The organism is Kribbella sp. NPDC050459 (assembly GCF_040655315.1).
Classification (GTDB): Bacteria; Actinomycetota; Actinomycetes; order Propionibacteriales; family Kribbellaceae; genus Kribbella.
Genome location: NZ_JBFAJQ010000002.1, coordinates 232,512 through 249,693, shown reverse-complemented (window position 1 = coordinate 249,693; position 17,182 = coordinate 232,512). Strand labels below are relative to the sequence as shown.

The 17,182-nt window shown below is 69.9% G+C and carries 14 protein-coding genes; 9 read left to right on the top strand and 5 right to left on the bottom strand.

Annotation, left to right across the window (positions count from 1 at the left end; all coding sequences use genetic code 11):
• Positions 1-23 precede the first annotated feature (23 nt).
• Positions 24-998: an alpha/beta hydrolase gene (locus tag AB0I12_RS07030; RefSeq protein WP_359925739.1), complete on the top strand. Its 975-nt coding sequence runs from the start codon at positions 24-26 to the stop codon at positions 996-998.
• 1 nt (position 999) lies between these two features.
• Here AB0I12_RS07030 and AB0I12_RS07025 read toward each other — a convergent pair whose 3' ends face one another.
• A complete protein-coding gene (locus tag AB0I12_RS07025; RefSeq protein ID WP_359925737.1) occupies positions 1,000-1,791 on the bottom strand; it encodes a DUF899 domain-containing protein in 792 nt (263 codons plus the stop codon).
• Positions 1,792-1,924: 133 nt separating this feature from the next.
• On the opposite strand from AB0I12_RS07025, the gene AB0I12_RS07020 reads away from it, so the two are divergent.
• Positions 1,925-3,391, top strand: a complete 1,467-nt coding sequence (locus AB0I12_RS07020; RefSeq protein WP_359925734.1) for an MFS transporter — start codon at positions 1,925-1,927, stop codon at positions 3,389-3,391.
• On the opposite strand, the gene AB0I12_RS07015 is transcribed toward AB0I12_RS07020, so the two are convergent.
• Together AB0I12_RS07015 and AB0I12_RS07010 are read right to left on the bottom strand one after the other, a co-directional pair.
• Positions 3,378-4,691 carry an AarF/ABC1/UbiB kinase family protein gene (locus AB0I12_RS07015; RefSeq protein WP_359925732.1) on the bottom strand — a complete coding sequence of 438 codons (1,314 nt, stop codon included), beginning with the start codon at positions 4,689-4,691 and terminating at the stop codon, positions 3,378-3,380. The genes AB0I12_RS07020 and AB0I12_RS07015 overlap by 14 nt on opposite strands.
• Positions 4,692-4,817: 126 nt before the next feature.
• Entirely contained in the window at positions 4,818-4,976 is a 159-nt protein-coding gene (locus tag AB0I12_RS07010; protein WP_012922897.1) for a DUF5679 domain-containing protein, read from the bottom strand.
• Between the two features lie 524 nt (positions 4,977-5,500).
• On the opposite strand from AB0I12_RS07010, the gene AB0I12_RS07005 reads away from it, so the two are divergent.
• Entirely contained in the window at positions 5,501-6,037 is a 537-nt protein-coding gene (locus AB0I12_RS07005; RefSeq protein ID WP_359925727.1) for a YgjP-like metallopeptidase domain-containing protein, read from the top strand.
• Between the two features lie 368 nt (positions 6,038-6,405).
• Positions 6,406-8,607, top strand: a complete 2,202-nt coding sequence (locus tag AB0I12_RS07000) for an MMPL family transporter (protein WP_359925724.1) — start codon at positions 6,406-6,408, stop codon at positions 8,605-8,607.
• A gap of 83 nt (positions 8,608-8,690) precedes the next feature.
• Here the strand turns inward: AB0I12_RS07000 and AB0I12_RS06995 are convergent, their stop codons facing one another.
• Positions 8,691-9,215, bottom strand: coding sequence for a CGNR zinc finger domain-containing protein (locus AB0I12_RS06995; protein ID WP_359925721.1), 525 nt, complete (start codon positions 9,213-9,215; stop codon positions 8,691-8,693).
• Between the two features lie 131 nt (positions 9,216-9,346).
• Here AB0I12_RS06995 and AB0I12_RS06990 point away from each other — a divergent pair, with 131 nt between their 5' ends.
• Both AB0I12_RS06990 and AB0I12_RS06985 read left to right on the top strand, forming a co-directional pair.
• The gene (locus tag AB0I12_RS06990; RefSeq protein WP_359925718.1) at positions 9,347-10,549 is read left to right on the top strand and encodes an MFS transporter; all 1,203 of its coding nucleotides are present in this window, start codon (positions 9,347-9,349) and stop codon (positions 10,547-10,549) included.
• Positions 10,521-10,784 carry a hypothetical protein gene (locus AB0I12_RS06985; protein WP_359925716.1) on the top strand — a complete coding sequence of 88 codons (264 nt, stop codon included), beginning with the start codon at positions 10,521-10,523 and terminating at the stop codon, positions 10,782-10,784. The genes AB0I12_RS06990 and AB0I12_RS06985 overlap by 29 nt, the downstream gene beginning before the upstream one ends.
• Positions 10,785-10,789: 5 nt before the next feature.
• Here the strand turns inward: AB0I12_RS06985 and AB0I12_RS06980 are convergent, their stop codons facing one another.
• Positions 10,790-13,048 carry an FdhF/YdeP family oxidoreductase gene (locus AB0I12_RS06980; RefSeq protein ID WP_359925714.1) on the bottom strand — a complete coding sequence of 753 codons (2,259 nt, stop codon included), beginning with the start codon at positions 13,046-13,048 and terminating at the stop codon, positions 10,790-10,792.
• A 146-nt stretch (positions 13,049-13,194) separates the two neighbouring features.
• On the opposite strand from AB0I12_RS06980, the gene AB0I12_RS06975 reads away from it, so the two are divergent.
• From AB0I12_RS06975 to AB0I12_RS06965, 3 genes are read left to right on the top strand one after another with little or no spacing between them, the layout of a single operon-like run.
• Complete coding sequence (locus tag AB0I12_RS06975) at positions 13,195-13,923, top strand: 3-hydroxybutyrate dehydrogenase (RefSeq protein WP_359925711.1); 729 nt, start codon at positions 13,195-13,197, stop codon at positions 13,921-13,923.
• A gap of 18 nt (positions 13,924-13,941) precedes the next feature.
• The gene (locus tag AB0I12_RS06970; protein WP_359925708.1) at positions 13,942-15,249 is read left to right on the top strand and encodes an MFS transporter; all 1,308 of its coding nucleotides are present in this window, start codon (positions 13,942-13,944) and stop codon (positions 15,247-15,249) included.
• 4 nt (positions 15,250-15,253) lie between these two features.
• Positions 15,254-17,020: a helix-turn-helix domain-containing protein gene (locus AB0I12_RS06965; RefSeq protein ID WP_359925706.1), complete on the top strand. Its 1,767-nt coding sequence runs from the start codon at positions 15,254-15,256 to the stop codon at positions 17,018-17,020.
• The last annotated feature ends 162 nt before the right edge of the window (positions 17,021-17,182 follow it).

Sequence of the window (17,182 nt, the reverse complement as noted above, 5' to 3'; positions counted from 1 at the left end):
TAGGCGGGGGGAGGTGCCGGGCGATGGAGCTGGCTGACATCGACGGCAGGAGGCTGGCTTACCACCGGGCCGGGGAGGGGCCGGCGCTGGTGCTGCTGCACGGCGGGTGGAGCGACGGCCGCGCCTGGCGGCCGCAGCTGGCCGGGCTCGCCGACCGGTACGACGTGATCGCTTGGGACGCGCCCGGCTGTGGCGGCTCCGACGACCCGCCCGGTGAGATGACGATGTCCGACTACGCCGACGCATTGGTGGCGCTGCTCGCCGCGCTTGGTGTCGACAGTGCCCATCTGGGCGGCCTGTCCTGGGGCGCCGGCCTGGCTCTGGCCGTCTGGGAACGCGACCCGCAGCTCGTCCGCTCGCTGGTCCTGGCGGGGGCGTACGCCGGCTGGAAGGGTTCTTTGCCGCCGGCCGAGGTCGAGGCCCGGATCTGCCGGGTCCGAGCGGAGGCCGACCGGCCGCCGGGAGAGTGGCTGGACGGGTACCTGCCCACTCTCTTCGACGGGCCAGTGCCGCCCGGGACGCTGGAGCTGGTCCGGACGATGATGCTCGAGAGTCGCCGGGCGGGGATGCTGCCGATGCTGAGCGCCTTCGCCGAGGCAGATCTGAACATGGTCCTGCCGACGATCTCCGTCCCCACCCTGCTGCTGTGGGGCGAGTACGACCGGCGCGCGCCGGTCGGCACGGTCGCGGCGGCGCTGCGTTCGGCGATCCCCGCCGCGGAGCTCGTAGTGCTGCCCGGAGTCGGTCACGAGATCAACCTCGAGGCACCCGAGGCGTTCAACGCCGAGGTGCGGCGATTCCTGGGGACCGATGGTGCAACACTATGGCCCGTGAGCAGAGCTACCTGTGCGTTGTGTGGTCAGCAGGCGGAGTCGGAGGACGCGCCGCTGACCTGGGTGACCTCGATCGAGGACGGCCGCAAGCTGCTGTACTGCGACCGGTGCGCCCGGGAGAACGTCCGCAACATCGAGGGCAAGCTGGACCCGGTCTACTGGTGAGTCACCCCTCGTACTGATCGGGGACGCGCATCGCGGGACCGCCGACGTGCAGCCCGAGCGGTTCGGCCCGGCCGGCGGGCTCCTCCCACGCCTCCTGGCGGCCGAGGACCGTGAGGTCCAGGTACCGGTAGCAGTTGTGGAAGTCCTCGATGCCGCGCCCGAAGGTCGAGTAGGTGTGGAAGACCTCGTCGTCGACCCGCAGGAACGTGCTGATCCCCGGCATCTCCTCGCCGTTCATGTCCGGCGTCCACGGCCCGTCCGTCCAGGGCGTGCCCTTCTCCGCGGCCAGCTCCTCCTGCGTGCGGAAGTGCAGCAGCACCGGCGCGACCCGGTCGTCCAGGGTTGCGTGGAAGTCGTAGTTGAAGTCGCTCCCGTGCGACGAGTACCACGGGAACGTCCAGCCCAGCCGGGCCTTGAACGCCGCGAGCTTCTCGTACGGCGCTCGGGAGACCGCGACCAGCGACGTATTGCGGACGTGCAGCTGGCGCAGGTTGCCGATCTCGTCGGCTGCCGACGAGCAGCTCGGGCATCCCTCGTCCCAGTCCGGACCGAACATGAAGTGATGCATCACCAGCTGCTGGCGCCCCGCGAACAGGTCGAGCAGGCTGACCGGCCCGTCCGGACCCTCGAACACGTACGCCTTGGTGATCCGGACCATCGGCAGCCGCCGTCGCTCGGCGTTCAGCCGGTCCCGCGCGCGGGTCATCTCCTTCTCCCGCGCCAGCAGCTCCCGGCGCGCCACGAGCCAGTCCTCGGGCGACACGACCTCCGGCAGATTCCCGATCCGGTTCATGGTCCAGCTCCCATCGTCGGCAGGAGCCGACCAGGCTAGGGCACGGCTGGGACAAATTCCGGGCGATGTGTCGATCCACGGCCGATCCGCTCGACGCAGGGGGTGAAGACACCCTCTCGGAAGGACCGGATCGATGACCCTCGAGGTAGACGCCGTGGTGACCAGCAGGCGGCAATGGATCGCGCTGGGTGTGCTGTGCCTGGCCACGCTCCTGGTGTCGCTCGACCTGTTCGTGATGCTGCTTGCCGTTCCGGCCGTCACCGAGGCGCTCGGCGCCACCAGCAGCCAGCAGCTGTGGATCCTGGACGTGTACGGCTTCATGGTCGCCGGCCTGATGATCACCATGGGCACCCTGGGCGACCGGATCGGGCGCCGCCGGCTGCTGCTGATCGCCGCTGCCGTGTTCGGCGTCGCCTCGATCGTGGCGGCGTACTCCGTCAGCCCCGGCATGCTGATCGGCGCCCGCGCGGTGCTGGGGATCGCCGGCGCCGCGATCGCGCCGTGCACCTTGTCGCTGATCTCGACGATCTTCCCGGACGAGCGGCAGCGGGCTACCGCGCTCGGCGTCTGGGGCGGGTGCTTCACCGTCGGCGCGATCGTCGGTCCGATCGTCGGCGGCGTCCTGCTCAACCACTTCTGGTGGGGCTCGGCGTTCCTGATCGGCGTCCCCGCGATGGTGGCGCTGCTCGCGGCCGGGCCGTTCATCCTCCCGGAGTACCGCAACGAGCGGGCCGGGCGGATCGACGGGCCGAGCGTCGTCCTGTCGCTGGCCGCGATCCTGCCCGCGATCCACGGCCTGAAGCACCTCGCCGCGCACGGCGCCGGCGTGGAGTCGGTCGTGGCACTGGTGGCCGGTGCGACGTTCGGCTGGATCTTCGTACGGCGGCAGCTGCGCCTGGCGGACCCGCTCGTCGACGTACGGCTGTTCACCCGCCGGACCTTCAGCGTGACGCTCGGCAGCATGACGGCGTACTCGATGCTGTCCGGCGGCGTGATGGTGTTCGTCGCGCAGTACTTCCAGCTGGTCAAGGGGATGACTCCGCTGCAGGCCGGTCTCGCGCTGGTGCCGGGCATGATCACGTCCACGATCGGCTTCCAGCTCGCCCCGCGGCTGGCGCAGCGGATCCGCCCAGGTGTCCTGATCCCGGTCGGCGTCGCGTTCACCGTGGTCGGCATGGTCGTCGTCAGCCTGACCACGTCGACCACCGTGCTGGTGATCGCCTTCGCGTTCGAGTGCTTCGGGCCGGGCGCGCTGGTCATCCTGGGGACGAACCTGGTGATCGGGTCCGTCCCGCCGGAGAAGGCCGGCTCGGCGGGCGCGCTGACCCAGACCGGCAACGAGTTCGGCTACGCCCTCGGGATCGCTGTCCTCGGCAGCCTCGTCACCGCGGTGTACCGCGGCCGGACGGACGGTCGTGGCGGCAACTCCTTGGGCGAAGCAGTCAGCCAGGGGGCCGCGGCCGACGTACTCGACCAGGCCCGCGACGCCTTCACCTCAGGCCTCCACCTGGCAGCCGCACTGACCGCCGTGGCCCTGACCGCGATGGCGATCCTGCTCGCGGTCACCCTGCGGGAGCTGCCGGCCCTCAGTCGTCGGTGAAGCCCGGCAGCAGCTCCTCCAGGACGGCGCGGAACGGAGCCTCGGCCTCGAGCTGTGACAGGACGGCGATCCCGCCGATCCACACCCGGTGGATCAGCAGGTACGACGGCGGCAGGTTGAGGCGCAGGGCCAGCCCCGCGTTGGGCGACCGGAAGTCACCGGTCCGGTTCGCCTGCGCGCGCATCCAGGCCCGGCTGAACTGGAACGTCTCCGAGCGGGCCGGCTCCGCGAACGGCGCCAGGTAGTCCATCAGCTGCTCGGGATCGATGTCCATCCGCGGCTTGATGAAGCCCTCGGCCTTGAGCCCGTCCCGGACCGCGACGCCGTCGCCGTTCAGCGAGATCCGCAGCAGCCGCCCGATTGCCGGCGGCAGGCCGTCCGGAAGCCGCGCGCAGAGGCCGAAGTCGACCACGCCGAGCCGGCCGTCGGCCATCACCCGGAAGTTGCCCGGATGTGGGTCGGAGTGCAGCAGACCGGCGTACTTCGGTCCGCTGAACATGAACCGGACGTACTTCAGCCCGATCGCGTCCCGCTCCTGTTTGGTGCCCTCGGTGATGTACGACGACAGCGGGCGGCCCTCGATCCACTCCGACACGATCACCGTGGGCGAGTGCTTGACCACCCGCGGCACGACGAATTCCGGGTGGTCCTTGAACGCGTCGGCGTACTGCTGCTGGGCCTGCGCCTCGCGGTCGTAGTCGAGCTCCTCGCCGATCCGCTCCTGCAGCTCGGCGACCAGCGGCTTCACGTCCAGGCCCGGAATCATCGTGCCGATCGTCCGGCCGAACCGGCCGAGCTGGCGCAGGTCGGAGCGCAGGGCCTCGGCAGCGCCCGGGTACTGCAGCTTGACCGCGACCTCGCGGCCGTCCTTCAGCCGCCCGCGGTGCACCTGGCCGATCGACGCGGCCGCCGCCGGCCGGTCGTCGAACTCCTCAAAGCGGTCCCGCCAGCGCTTGCCGAGCTCCCGCGACAGGATCGTGTGCACGGTCGAGGCCGGCATCGGCGGGGCGGAGTCCTGCAGCTTGGTCAGGGTCGCCCGGTACGGCGCCGCGAACTCCTCCGGCATCGCCGACTCCATCAGGCTGAGCATCTGCCCGAACTTCATCGCGCCGCCCTTGAGCTCACCCAGGACGGCGAAGAGCTGGTCCGCGGTACGGCGCTGGAACTCGGCGAGCACGGCCTCCGCGGGCGCACCGCCGATGCGCTTGCCCAGGCCGACCGTGGCCCGCCCGGCGGCGCCGAGCGGCAGGCTGGCAAGTTTCGCGGTCCGGCTCAGCGCCTTGCGAGGAAGGTCCGACACGCTCCCATTCTGTCCGGTCACCCAAGCCCAGCTCCGGCGGGGGCCGTGTGTCGCGGGCCCGGGGACGACGAAAGGCGGTGTCCGGCACGCGCAACGTGCCGGACACCGCCTCTACGACTTGGTGCGTCAGGCCTTGCCGAGGATCCGGTTCAGGTTCGTACCGCACTCGGGGCACTTGGCCTTCGCCATGCGCGTGCCCTTGTCGTTGACCTTGACCTCGCCGTCGGCGGTGCGCTTGGCCTTGCACTTGACGCAGTAGAACTCGCCGCTCCAGGTCTCTGCCATGAGGGCCCTCTCCTTGCTCTGAATTTCAGCCCGGGGTCTCGCCCCGGGCAGTCGTTGGATGCTAACGGCAGACCGTTCCTGCCGTAGGCCGTTCGGCCCAGTCGGGAATCACCCTACGGCAGCTTTTCGCCGGTTCAAGCGCACCTCCCGCTCAGCGCGCCGCGTAATCCCGCCTGGGAAAGCCCTTACCGAAAGTTTCGCCCACACGGAACAGGCTCCCGGTGGTCCGCCTCCGCGACCACTCGGCTTCCCCTCCGAGCGGCCCCGGAAGCGGTCCGGGAGCCTGTTCCCGACGACGCTAGGAGACGCCGGCGGCGGTGGCAAGCCCGCGTTGTCCACCCCTGTGGATAACTCTGTGCGCAACCTGTGGGACGCGCCGCCGGGTGCTGTGGACGGGCGGGGGAACGCGATGTGAACAACCGGGGTCGGCAGGATCAAGATCTGGCGTCTGACCTGCGAAAACGCCCATGCACAGGATGTGGACCGAAGAAAGTTGTCGGAATCTGGGGGTACATTTTTGAGCCATGGCCGACTCTCCACCGCGCCCGATCCCGCCTTACGTGGACATCCGTCGCAGCAAGCGCCGCAAGCGCACGGTCAGCGCGTACCGCGACGGTGAGCGGGTGGTCGTGCTGATGCCTGACCGGCTGTCCGCCGCGGAGGAGGCGCGCTGGGTAGAGACCATGCTGGCGCGCCTGGAGAAGCAGCGCAGCCGATCCCGCGTGTCGGACGAAAAATTGTTGGCCAGAGCACACGAACTCGCGTGTCGTCACCTCCCCGAAGTGCCCGAACCTGCGTCGGTGAGGTGGGTTTCGAACCAAAACAGACGGTGGGGATCGTGCACTCCGGCGGACCGGTCGATCCGGCTGTCGACCCGGTTGCAGGCGATGCCGGGCTGGGTCGTCGACTACGTCCTGGTCCACGAGCTCGCCCACCTGATCGAGCCGACCCACAACGCCACCTTCTGGTCCCTGGTCCACCGCTACCCCAAGGCCGAGCGCGCCGAGGGGTACCTGGAGGGCGTCTCCGCCGCCTCCTCCCTCGACCTCGACGACTTCTGACCACCCAGCCCCGCCACCGCCCCACCACCCAGCCCCGCCGCGCCGGCCCGGCCCCCGCCTGGCTTGGCGACTTTTTGCACCCAGTCCGTACGACGGGGCGCGCCACGTGCGGACGTGGTGCACAAGGTCGAGCGGACGGGTGGCGGCGGTGGGGCTTTGGGTGGGTGGGGCGGCTCGTCCGGACATCCGATCACCGGGTGCGTAGGGCGTACGGGAAAGGGTGGGGTGGGGTTTACCCCAGGGGGACCTCGGGGGTTTCCTGCATGGCCGCCGGGTGCCCCGGGCAGCGAGGCTTTTGCCCGTAGCCAGCGCGACGCCAGGGAGCGCTGGGTGGGGCGCCTGAGGGGGCGCAGAGGGGCAGGGTAGGTATGGCCAGGGGACAGATCACGGTACGGGCGGCGCGCTGGAGCGCCACCCATCCGTGGCGGGCGATCGCGATGTGGGTTGTCGTCGTGATCGCCTGTTTCGCGCTCGGCTCGGTGACCGGCACCAAGGAGTCGAAGAACGAGGGGGACATCGGTGAGGTGACCCGGGCGGACGACATCGTCAAGTCCGGCAACTTCGACGACCCGGACGTCGAGAGCGTGCTGATCACGGCTCCGTCCGGACAGCTCGACAGGACCGCGGCGAACCAGGCCGCCGGCGTGGTGATCCAGCAGATGCGCGCCCTCGGTGGGGTCGCGGAGGTCGCTCGCCCGATGCCGTCGCCGAAGAACGACGCGGTCATCGTCCGGGTGACGCTGAAGGACGCGCCGGAGGGGTCCGACGACGACGCGCGGGTGCAGCCGCTGCTCGACACGACCGCCAAGGTCCAGCAGCAGTACCCGGATCTCCGGATCGAGGAGGTCGGCGGGCTGTCGATCGGCAAGGCGCTCAACGAGACGCTCGGCAAGGACTTCAAGCGGGCGGAGATGTTCAGCCTGCCGGTGACGCTGGCGATCCTGCTGGTCGCGTTCGGCGCCCTGATCGCCGCGTCGGTGCCGGTGCTGCTCGCACTGTCCTCGGTCGCCGCCGCGATCGGCTTATCGGCCGCGGCGTCCCAGCTGGTGCCCGCGGTCGACGCGGTCAACAGCGTGATCCTGCTGATCGGTATGGCGGTCGGCGTCGACTATTCGCTCTTCTACCTGCGCCGCGAACGTGAGGAACGTGCCAAGGGCCGCGGCCACATCGACGCGGTCGAGATCGCTGCCGCGACGTCGGGCCACGCGGTCGTCGTCTCGGGGACGGCGGTGATCATCTCGATGGCCGGGCTGTTCCTGGCCCGCGACGCGGTGTTCTCGTCCTTCGCGGTCGGCTCGATCCTGGTCGTCGCGGTGGCCGTCGTCGGTTCGCTGACCGTGCTGCCGGCCGTGCTGGCGAAGCTCGGCCGCTGGGTGGACCGCCCGCGGATCCCGTTCGTGTGGCGGCTGACCGCGAGCAAGGGACAGCCGCGGTTCTGGCCGACGGTGCTCAAGCCGGCCCTGAAGCACCCGATCGCCACACTGCTGGTCTCCGTCACCGCGCTGCTCGCGGTCGCGTCGCCGGCACTGGGGATGACGCTGAAGTTCCCGGGCACCGAGGACCTGCCGCGGACGACGTCGGTGATGAAGGCGTACGACCGGCTGACCGCGGCCTTCCCCAGCACGGGCACCAGCCACGAGGTCGCCGTACGGGCGCCTGCGAACCAGCAGCCTGCCGTCAAGGCCGCGCTGGCCGAGCTGATGGAGAAGACCAAGGGCGACAAGCTGTTCGCGTCGGACGGTCTCGAGGAGCCGCGGTTCTCCAAGGACGGCACAGTCGCCACGCTCGAGGTCGCCACGCCGTACGAGGGCGGCAGCGACCAGGCCAGGGACTCGCTGACCAAGCTGCGTAAGGAACTGATGCCGGAAACGGTCGGCAAGGTGCCCGGCGTCGAGTACGCGGTCGGCGGGTTCGTGGCCGCGGACGTCGACTACGCCGCCCACACGCGGGACAAGCTGCCACTGGTGATCGGGTTCGTGCTGCTGCTGACGATGATCGTGATGATGGTGACGTTCCGGTCGGTGGTGGTCGCGATCACGGCGATCGGGCTCAACCTGCTGAGCGCGGCCGCGGCGTACGGCGTCGTCACCGCGGTCTTCCAGAACACCTGGGCCGAGGGCCTGCTGCACTTCCGGTCGAACGGGGCCGTGGTCAGCTGGCTGCCGCTGTTCCTCTTCGTGGTGCTGTTCGGTCTGTCGATGGACTACCACGTGTTCGTGGTCAGCCGGATCCGCGAGGCGGTGCTCCGCGGCGTACCCACCAAGCAGGCGGTCGCCGAGGGCATCACCGGCTCGGCCGGCGTCGTGACCAGCGCGGCGGCCGTCATGATCGGCGTCTTCGCGGTCTTCGCCACGCTGAGCACCCTGGACATGAAGCAGCTGGGCGTAGGCCTCGCCGTCGCGATCCTGATCGACGCCACGATCATCCGCGCCGTCGTCCTCCCCAGCATCATGACCCTCCTCGGCGACGCCAACTGGTGGGGCCCCAAGTGGCTCCGCCCCAAGCAGCCGAAGCACGCCCCCCAAACCCCACCCGCCGCCCCCGACCGCGAACTCACCCCGGTCGGCTGAGACAACACCCCCGACGCCCCACCCGAAACCTCTCGGGTGGGGCGCTCGCGATGCCGGAGGCTGTTGCCCCGTGCTGGGTTGGGTCAGCCGGCGGCCTGGCGGGCTCGGTGGGTGGCGGCTTTGACGCGGCTTTGGCATTGGGGGGAGTGGAAGCGGCGTTGGCCGTTCTTCGAGACGTCGACGAAGACTCGGTCGCACTGAGGGGCCGCGCAGACGCCTAGGCGGCCGGCCAGGTCGCTGCCGACGGCGAGGGCGAGGCCGGCTGCGCAGCCGGCGGCCCAGCCGTTCGCGAGTTGTTCGTCGGGGCCGTGGAAGTGCAGGCTCCACGGGCGGTCCTTGCCGCGGTCGAGCTGCGGGCGGGCGTTGGTGTCGAGCAGCAACGCGTTGATCTCGTCGGCCGCCGCGTCCAGATCGCCCGCGTTGGCGGCCTCGAAGACGATCCGCATCCGTCCGGCCAGATGCGCCAGCCGCCGCGCGTCGTCGGCCGGCACGGATTTCGGCGGATGGCCGATCGCGGTGAGCGCCTCGGCGACGGCAGTGGTGATCGCGTCGTCGGCGGGAGCGTCGTACGGAAGGCCGCCGGAGTACCCGGGCGTCAGCCTGTTCACGTACTCCACCGCCGCGGCCAGCACACTCCGGGCATGACTATCAAAAGACACTTGACCAGTCACGCGATACCTCCGTAGTCTCAGGCTTGCGTGACCGATCATAGCCATTTAGACAGTCATGGGGGTTCGAGGTGAGCACAGTCGTCGCGGCGCGTGGACTGTCCCGCGCGGTGTGGATCCTGGTCGTCGCCCGGGCCGTGAACCGGATCGGAGCGTTCACGCTGCCGTTCCTGGGGGTGGTGCTGTCGGTCGAGTTCAAGGCGTCGCTCAGCCAGACCGGCCTGATCCTGGCGGTCTTCGGAGCCGCGACGATCCCGTCCCGACTGCTCGGCGGTCAGCTGGCCGACCGGCTCGGCCGGCGCAGCACGATCGTCCTCGGGCTGACGGGTTGTGCCGTCGGCCAGCTGTGGATCGCGCTCAGCCACACACTGTGGTCCGCCGTCCTTGCGACGATCCTGCTCGGCCTCGCGTTCGAGATCTACGAGCCGCCGAGCCAGGCGATGATCGCCGACGTCACTGAGCCCGAGGACCGCCCAGCCGCGTATGGGCTGTACAGCGCGGCGCTGGCCGCGGCGGGCGTCCTCGCCGGCCTCCTCGCCGCCGCGATCAGCCACTGGGATCTTCGCTGGCTCTTCGTCGCCGACGCGATCACGTGTCTGTCCTGCGCCGCGCTCGTGGCCGTCGCACTCCCCGCGGATGTACGCCGGGCGCGGCGCGACGATCTGCCCGACAAGGCTGCGCCCGCGTGGCGCGACCGGCGGCTGTTGCTGCTGCTCGCGGGCGGCACGGTCTTCGCGACGATCTACATGCAGCTGATCATCGGCGTACCGCTGACCCTGCTCGACCAAGGCCTCCCCGAGTCGGGTACCGGCATCATTCTCGCGGTCTCGGCCGTCACGTTGATCGCGGCCCAGCGGCTGCTCCGCGTGCAGCACCTGGACGACTTCCGCGCGATCGCGATCGGATACGCGCTCGTCGGCGTCGGCCTGGTGGTCGTCGCGCTGGCGCACAACCTCGCGGTCTTCCTGCTCGCCGCGGTCCTGTGGAGCCTCGGCGAACTGTTCCTCCTCACCCGCTACCTCACCCAGGCGTCCGGCCTCGCACCGGAGAAGGCCCGCGGCCGGTATCTCGCGATCTTCGGCCTGAGCTGGGGGATCGCGACCACGATCGCGCCGATCACCGTCACCCAACTCCTCGAAACCGCCGGACCCGAAGGTCTGTGGTTGACCAGCGCCGCGGTGGCCTGCGCACTCGCGATACTTCAACCATGGGTCAGGCGACGGCTCGATCCGGATCGGAGGAATGATGACCGACGCATCGCAACCGACAGGTGACCTGGACGTGGAGGCCGTCATCCAGGAGCTTACGGAGATCGGCAAGGCCGGGAAGTACCTCGACGACGGCCCCGGTGAGGCCCGTGCCCGCGAGCTCGGCGGCCGGCTGGACACCCACGGCGGGGTCCAGGGGATGCGTGCAGCGCTCGCCCAGGTCGCATCCCGGCTGCCGGATCCTGGCGCCGCCCGTGAACTCGAGTACGCCTGGGACGGTGTCGGCTCCTGGTTGGGCTGACGCCCTCAGCTCGACGGCTCCAGCCTGACTGTCAGGCCTTTGGCGACTGGGGTGTTGCTGTCCTTCGCGAGGTCGTCGGCGGACATCAGCACGTTGGTCTCGGGGTAGTACGCCGCGACGCAGCCACGCGCCGTCGGGTACGCGACCAGCCGGAAACGCGCCGCCCGCCGCTCGACGCCGCGGAACTCGCTCACGATGTCGACGTACTGGCCGTCCCGCAGGCCGAGCCCGGCCAGGTCGTCCGGGTTCACGAAGACGACCTCGCGTGTCCCGTGGACGCCGCGGTACCGGTCCTCGAGGCCGTAGATCGTGGTGTTGAACTGGTCGTGGCTGCGCAGCGTCTGCAGCAGCAACCGGCCGGGCTCGGTCGGCAGCCAGGTCAGGTCGTTCGCGGTGAACTGTGCCCGCGCGTCGGACGTCCGGAACTCGCGCTTGTCCCGCGCGGCGTGCGCGAGCAGGAAGCCGCCCTCGTTCGCGCGGAGCCGATTCTCGAAGTCCTCGTACCCGTCGGCCACCCGCCCGATCCGCTGCCGGATCAGGCTGTAGTCGTCGGCGAAGTCGGCCCACGGGATCTGTCCCACGTCGGGTACGACGTGTTGCGCCAGCGCGCACACGATGCCGATCTCGGACTTCAGCTCCGGCGCCGGCGGAACCAGGTTGCCGGTGGACAGGTGTACTGCGCCCTGTGAGTCCTCGACCGTCACCGATTGCGGGCCGGCCGGCGTGTGGTCGTGGTCCGTGCGGCCGAGGGTGGGCAGGATCAGCGCCTCGCGGCCGGTGACCGTGTGCGACCGGTTGAGCTTGGTCGAGACGTGGACGGTGAGGTCGCACTCGCGCAGCCCGCGGTGCACGACCTCGGTGTCCGGGGTCGCCATGGCGAAGTTGCCGCCCATCGCGAAGAACACGCGGACGTCGCCGTCCCGCAGGCGTTTCACGGTCGCGGCCGCGTCGACGCCGTGCTCCCGCGGCGAGGTGAACGCGAACTCGTGGTCGAGCCGGTCCAGGTAGGCGTCCGGCATCTTCTCCCAGATGCCCATGCTGCGGTCGCCCTGGACGTTCGAGTGGCCGCGCACCGGGCACGGGCCCGCGCCGGGCTTGCCGATATTGCCCTGGAGGAGCAGCACGTTGACGATCTCGCTGATCGTCGCGACCGCCTCGCGGTGCTGTGTCAGGCCCATCGCCCAGCAGATCACCGTCGCCTTCGAGCGGATGAACCGCTGGGCCAGCTCCTCGATCTCGGCCCGGCGCAGCCCGGTCGCGAGTTCGACCGCGTCCCAGTCGAGCTCGGCGTTGTGCTTCGCGTACAGCTCGAAGCCGCTGGTGTGCGACTCGACGAACGCCTTGTCCAGCACCGTACCCGGGGCGGCAGCCTCGGCCTCGAGCAGCAGGTGCCCGAGGGCCAGGAACAGGGCCTGGTCGCCACCGATCCGGATCTGCAGGTGCTGGTCGGCGAGCTCGGTCCCCTTGCCGACCCAGCCGCGCGGGCGCTGCGGGTTCATGAAGTTCATCAGCCCCGGCTCGGGCAGCGGGTTCACCGAGACGATCGAACCGCCGTTGCGCTTGGCGATCTCCAGGTGGCTGAGCATCCGGGGCGCGTTGGTTCCCGGGTTCTGGCCGACGATCACGATCAGCTCGGACTCCTCGAGCATCTCGAGCGTGACCGCGCCCTTGCCGCTCCCGATCACCTTGGACAGCGCCGTGCCGGACGACTCGTGGCACATGTTGGAGCAGTCGGGCAGGTTGTTCGTACCGTAGGCGCGGACGAACAGCTGGTACAGGAAGGCGGCCTCGTTGCTGGTCCGGCCGGAGGTGTAGAAGACGGCGTCGTTCGGATCGACGAGGGCCTTCAGGTGCCGGGCGACGACCTGGAACGCCTCGTCCCAGCCGACCGGCTCGTAGTGCGTGGCGCCGGCCCGCAGCAGCATCGGTTCGGTGATCCGGCCGAGCTTGCCGAGGTCGAACTCGGAGATCCGCTGCAGGTCGTCGACCGAGTTCTCCGCGAAGAACGCCCGCGGGACCCGCTTGCGGGTCGCCTCCCAGGCCACCGCCTTGGCGCCGCTCTCGCAGAACTCGGCCGCGTGTTTGCGCTTGTGGTCGGGGTCCGGCCAGGCGCAGGACGGGCAGTCGAACCCGCCGTCCTGGTTCATCTTCACGAAGACCTTGCCGGTCCGCGCCGGGCCCATCTCGCGAAGGCCGAACTTGAACGACGACACGACCGCGGGGACGCCGGCGGCCTTCTTCTTCGGCTGCTCGATATCGACCATGTTTCAACAATAGGTCCAGCTATCGTGCCGCGCTGCTTTGATAGCCGGGGTTGTGGATAAGTGGAGGCCCAACCCATCGCCGGGTCTGCGGATATGTGCTCCCATCCCATACCCGGCGGGACCTGGGATTCCTACAGTCATCGCCCATGGAGACCCGTCGAGCACTCGTCACCGGAGCCGCGTCCGGTATCGGCGCCGCGTGCGCCCAACGCCTGGCAGCGGACGGCGTGCACGTCGTGGCCGTCGACCTCGACCAGGCCGGTCTCGACGCGCTGGAGGGCGTCGAGACGCTGGTGGCCGACCTGGCCGAGCTGGACCGGCTGGCGGAGCTGCCGACGGACGTGGACATCCTGGTGAACAACGCCGGGGTCCAGCAGGTCGCACCGGTCGAGCAGTTCCCGCCGGAGCGGTTCAGCTACCTCCTCCGGCTCATGCTGGAGGCCCCGTTCCGGCTGATCCGGCAGACGCTCCCACACATGTACGGCGCCGGCTGGGGCCGGGTGGTGAACATCAGCTCGGTCCACGGACTCCGGGCCAGCCCGTTCAAAGCGGCGTACGTCGCTGCGAAGCACGGGCTGGAAGGACTCAGCAAGGTCGTCGCACTGGAAGGTGCGCCGCACGGAGTGACCAGCAACTGTGTGAACCCGGCCTACGTCCGGACTCCGCTGGTCACCGCACAGTTGGCGGACCAGGCCGCGACCCACGGCCTGTCCGAGTCGGAGGTGCTGGACAAGGTCCTGCTCGAGCCGGTCGCGGTGAAGCGGCTGATCGAACCGGCCGAAGTGGCGGAGCTGGTGGCCGTGCTGTGCGGTCCCGCGTCCGCCTCCATCACGGGGAGCTCGTTCGTACTCGACGGCGGCTGGACCGCCCACTAACAACTCAGGAGCCCGCCCATGACGGCAACACAACCGACCCAGACCCGGACGTCGATCGTCCGGGTGGTCGGCGCGAGTCTCGTCGGTACGACGGTGGAGTGGTACGACTTCTTCTTGTACGGGGTCGCTGCCTCGGTGGTGTTCGGCGACCTGTTCTTCCCGAAGGGGGAGGAGCTCACCGGGACGTTGCTGAGCTTCGCGACGTTCGCGGTCGGCTTCTTCGCCCGGCCGATCGGCGGTGTGGTGTTCGGGCACTTCGGTGACCGGCTGGGCCGCAAGCAGCTGCTGGTGCTGTCGCTGCTGATGATGGGGATCGCGACCTTCGCCATCGGTCTGCTGCCGACGTACGCACAGGTCGGTGCGCTCGCCCCGATCCTGCTCACGGTGCTGCGGCTCATCCAGGGCTTCGCGCTGGGTGGTGAGTGGGGCGGCGCCGTACTGATCGTGTCGGAGCATGGTGATCCGGCACGGCGCGGTTTCTGGGCGTCCTGGCCGCAGGCCGGTGCTCCGGCGGGCCAGTTGATCGCGAACGGCGTACTGGCCGGGCTGGCCGCGTTCCAGTCCGAGGCTGCCTTCGACTCGTGGGGCTGGCGCATTCCGTTCCTGCTGTCCGCCGTACTGGTCCTGGTGGGGCTGTGGGTGCGGCTGCGGATCGAGGAGTCGCCGGTGTTCCGGCAGGCGCAGGCCCGCGCGAAGGAGCAGCCGGCGGAGAAGCTGCCGTTCTTCGAGGTGATCACGAAGTACCCGCGCGAGGTGCTGACCGCGATGGGTGCCCGGATGGCGGAGAACGTCAGCTACTACATCTTCACGATCGTGATCGCGACGTACGCGAAGGAACACCTCGGTCTGGGCAAGTCGTTCGCACTGAACGCCGTACTGATCGCCGCGGCCGTGCACTTCTTCGCCATTCCGCTGTGGGGCTCGCTGTCGGACCGGATCGGCCGGCGGCCTGTGTACCTGATCGGTGCGGTCGGGGTGGGGATCTGGGCGTTCGTCTTCATCGCCCTGGTGGACACGAAGAACTTCGCCCTGGCGACGCTGGCGGTGACGGTCGGTCTGGTGCTGCACGGTGCGATGTACGGACCGCAGGCCGCGTTCTTCACCGAGCTGTTCGGGACACGGGTGCGGTACTCCGGTGTCTCGGTCGGCTACCAGCTCGCATCGATCATCGCGGGCGGCCTGGCGCCGTTCATCGCGGTTGCGCTGCTCAAGGCGTACGACTCCGGCTACGCGATCGCCGTGTACGTCGCAGCATGTGCGGTGATCTCGATCGTCGCGGTGACGTCGTACTCCGAAACGCGGCGCCGGGACCTCACTACCCTGTAGGACCATGGAGGAGCTTCTGCGGCTGCTGGCCGAGGATGCGCCCGGGAGCGAGCTGGCCCGGGCGGCGGGCGAGGACGCGGTGGCACGCGACCTCGCCCTGCGCATCCGGGCGGGCATGGACGCCAGCAAGAAGCGCGAGGCCGAGCTCTCGACCCTGGTCGACGTGGCCCGCGAGCTTGCCTCGGCCCGGGACCCCGGTGACGTCCTCGGCACCATCGTGCATCGGACCCGCAGCCTGCTCGGCGTGGACGTGGCCTACCTGACGCTGTACGACCCGTCCCGCGGCGACACCTACATGCGTGCGACCGACGGGTCCGTGTCGGCGGAGTTCCAGCAGGTCCGCCTCCCGCTCGGTGCAGGTCTCGGCGGTCTGGTCGCGGAGACCTACAAGCCGTACTGGACCGCCGACTACCCGTCCGACGAGCGGTTCCGGCACACGACGGCGATCGACCACGCCGTTGGTGACGAAGGGCTGGTGGCGATCTGCGGAACACCGCTGATCGTCGACGGAGCGTTCGTGGGCGTGCTGTTCGCCTCCAACCGCACGCGGCGCCCGTTCAGCCACGACGAGGTGTCGCTGCTCGGCTCGCTGGCAGCGCTGGCCGCGGTGACGATCGTCCAGGTGCGCGCAGCCGCCGAGACCGAGGCCGCGCTGGAACAGCTGTCCGCGGCCCACGCGGGCGTCGAGCACGCGGCCGCGGCCCACGACCGCTTCGCCGAGATCGTGCTGTCCGGCGGCGACGTGGACGCCATCGCCGCAGCACTGTCCGAACTGCTCGACATGTGGGTCGTACTGGTCGATGCCGGCGGCAACGAGCTCGCCGTCGCCGGCAGCGTTCCCAGTACGCCGGTGCCGTGGCGGGAGTCCGAGTCCGGTCGCTTGACCCGCATCGGTGACTGCTGGGTCGTGGCAGCAACCGCTAAGGGTGAACGGCTTGGCGCGCTGGTCATCGGCGGTGCGGACGACCTGTCGGGTGCGGACCAGCGCATCGTCGAGCGGGCTGCCGTTGTCACCGCACTGGTCCTGCTCTTCCGCCGACAGGCCGCTGAGCAATCCCAACGCGCCCAGGCGGATCTGCTGGCCGACGTACTGAGCGGAAGCGCCGACCCGCGCGCTCTGACCGACCGGCTCCGTCTACTGGCGCCGAACCACCGGCACGACCGCCTGGTCGTCGCAGTCTGCCGCGGCGATCACTCCGCCGTACGTGCTCGGCTGTCCGCGCCACTGGAAGACAGACTGGTCCTGGCCGGCCCGTACGGCGGGGACTTGGTGCTGCTGTTCGCTCGGACCAGCGCAGCAGCTGTCGCACGCGACTTGACCGAGGTCGCCAAGCGCACCGGCGTGACCGTCGCTGTCACAGGCCCTGCGACCTGGGGAGAGCCCTTGGTCGAAGCACACCGGCAAGCGTCTCGTCTGGTCACGACAATGCTCCGCCTCGGCCGCACCAGTGAGTCCGCTACGCCCGACGACCTTGGCGTGGCAGGCCTTGTAGGCGCGTCCGAGGTCGACCTGCGCACCCACGTGCACCACGTCCTCGGCAAGGTCCTCGAGTACGACGACCAGCGAGGCACCGACCTGATCGGCACCCTCCAGGCATACTTCGCCGCCGGCCAGAGCCCGACCCGCGCCGCCACCTCACTCCACATCCACCCCAACACAGTCCAACAACGCCTCGACCGCGTCACCGCCCTCCTCGGCGACGGCTGGCAGTCCCCGGACCACACCCTCGACATCCAGGTAGCCCTCCGCCTCCACACCGCCCTCGGTTGAGGCTGTCGGGCGTTCGGCCGACGCCGGGTCGGCCGATCGGAGGGCCGTGTCCTCCGAACGTTCCGGCCTGTCATCCGTTCACCCGCTGTGACGGAAACTCCCGCGCCGCCACTCTTTAGCCGAAGTCAACGCGCATCGCGGTGACACAGAGTGGCGGCGGGG